Consider the following 1,438-nt stretch of genomic DNA (forward strand, 5'->3'; position numbering starts at 1 on the left):
AGAATGAAAGAGTTTATCGTCACTAAACAAAAACCATTACAAGCTGATAAAATACGGATTACAGCGCTAATATCAACAACTCACGACCATTAATTGGCCTTTAAATACGGCAACAGTCTAACGAGATTGCCAACAATAACACTTAACACTGTAATGGAGGTCCATTACATCAGATAATCTTACGATATGACAGTATTATTTGCTTGTTACGTTAACTTTCCAAATGAAAAAATCTCAATAAGATATTAATTGAGATTGGGAGCAATTATGGCTTTAACTCTTAGTTTAAAGCGCGTTATGCTTAGTGCAAATAGCTAATATAAGGTTCTATTCATGTTCGATACCCTAAAAGCCTTACCAGCAGATCCTATTTTAGGCCTGCTAACTCAATACCGCGAAGACAGCCACGCAAATAAAGTTGACTTAGGTGTGGGCGTTTATAAAGACCCTGTAGGTCATACGCCAATTTTAGATTGTGTTAAAGCCGCCGAAAAAATTCGTTTAGACACCGAAACAACCAAGGTGTACATAGGCCCGACTGGCTCAGCGTCATTCAACCAACTTATGGGTGAATTAGCTTTTGGTGCTAGCCACAGTGCATTACTGGCTAACCGAGTTCGTACAGTGTCAACCCCTGGCGGAACTGGCGCCCTGCGCGTGGCGGCAGACTTTATTAAACGTTGTAATCCTAATGCGGTGCTATGGGTAAGTGACCCAACATGGGCAAACCACACAGGGTTATTTGAAGCTGCAGGTATTACGGTTAAAACCTATCCGTATTATGACTATGACAGCAAAACACTTAAGTTTGACCAAATGCTGGCAACCTTAAATACCATTGGTAAAGATGACGTAGTGCTTTTACATGCTTGTTGTCATAACCCAAGCGGTATGGATTTAACCACTGAGCAATGGGATGAAGTGGTTAAGGTTACGGTGAAGCAAGGGTTTACACCATTAATTGATATGGCTTACCAAGGTTTTGGTGACGGCGTAGATGAAGATGCTTATGGCGTTCGTCAGATGGCTGCAGCAGTTGAAAGCATGATTCTATGCAGCTCTTGCTCGAAAAACTTTGGTTTATACCGCGAACGTATTGGCGCTTGCTCAATTGTTGCTAAAGATAGCGCAACTGTTGATGTTGCCCAATCGGTATTGTTATACGTAGTGCGCTGCATTTATTCTATGCCGCCAGCACACGGTGCTGCGATTGTTGAGACCATTTTAGGTACCCCAGCCCTCAAACAACAATGGTTAGACGAGCTTAAAGTGATGCGTGACCGAATTAATGGTAACCGGGCAATGTTGGTCAATCAATTAACAGCCAATGGTGTTGAACGTGACTTTAGTTTTATCGCCCGTCAAAAAGGGATGTTCTCATTTTTAGGTGTTAATCCAGAACAAGTGGCAATCCTTAAACAGCAATACAGTGTGTACA

At 41.9% G+C, this 1,438-nt stretch carries 1 protein-coding gene; it reads left to right on the forward strand.

Going from position 1 to position 1,438, the window contains the following annotated elements:
• Nucleotides 1–333: 333 nt before the first annotated feature.
• Nucleotides 334–1,438, forward strand: a 1,105-nt coding sequence (locus CXF78_RS00415) for an amino acid aminotransferase (RefSeq protein WP_102035676.1), incomplete at its 3' end; no start/stop codon positions are given.

Origin of the sequence: Shewanella sp. 11B5 (assembly GCF_002836795.1) — a bacterium.
Lineage (GTDB): Bacteria > Pseudomonadota > Gammaproteobacteria > Enterobacterales > Shewanellaceae > Shewanella > Shewanella frigidimarina.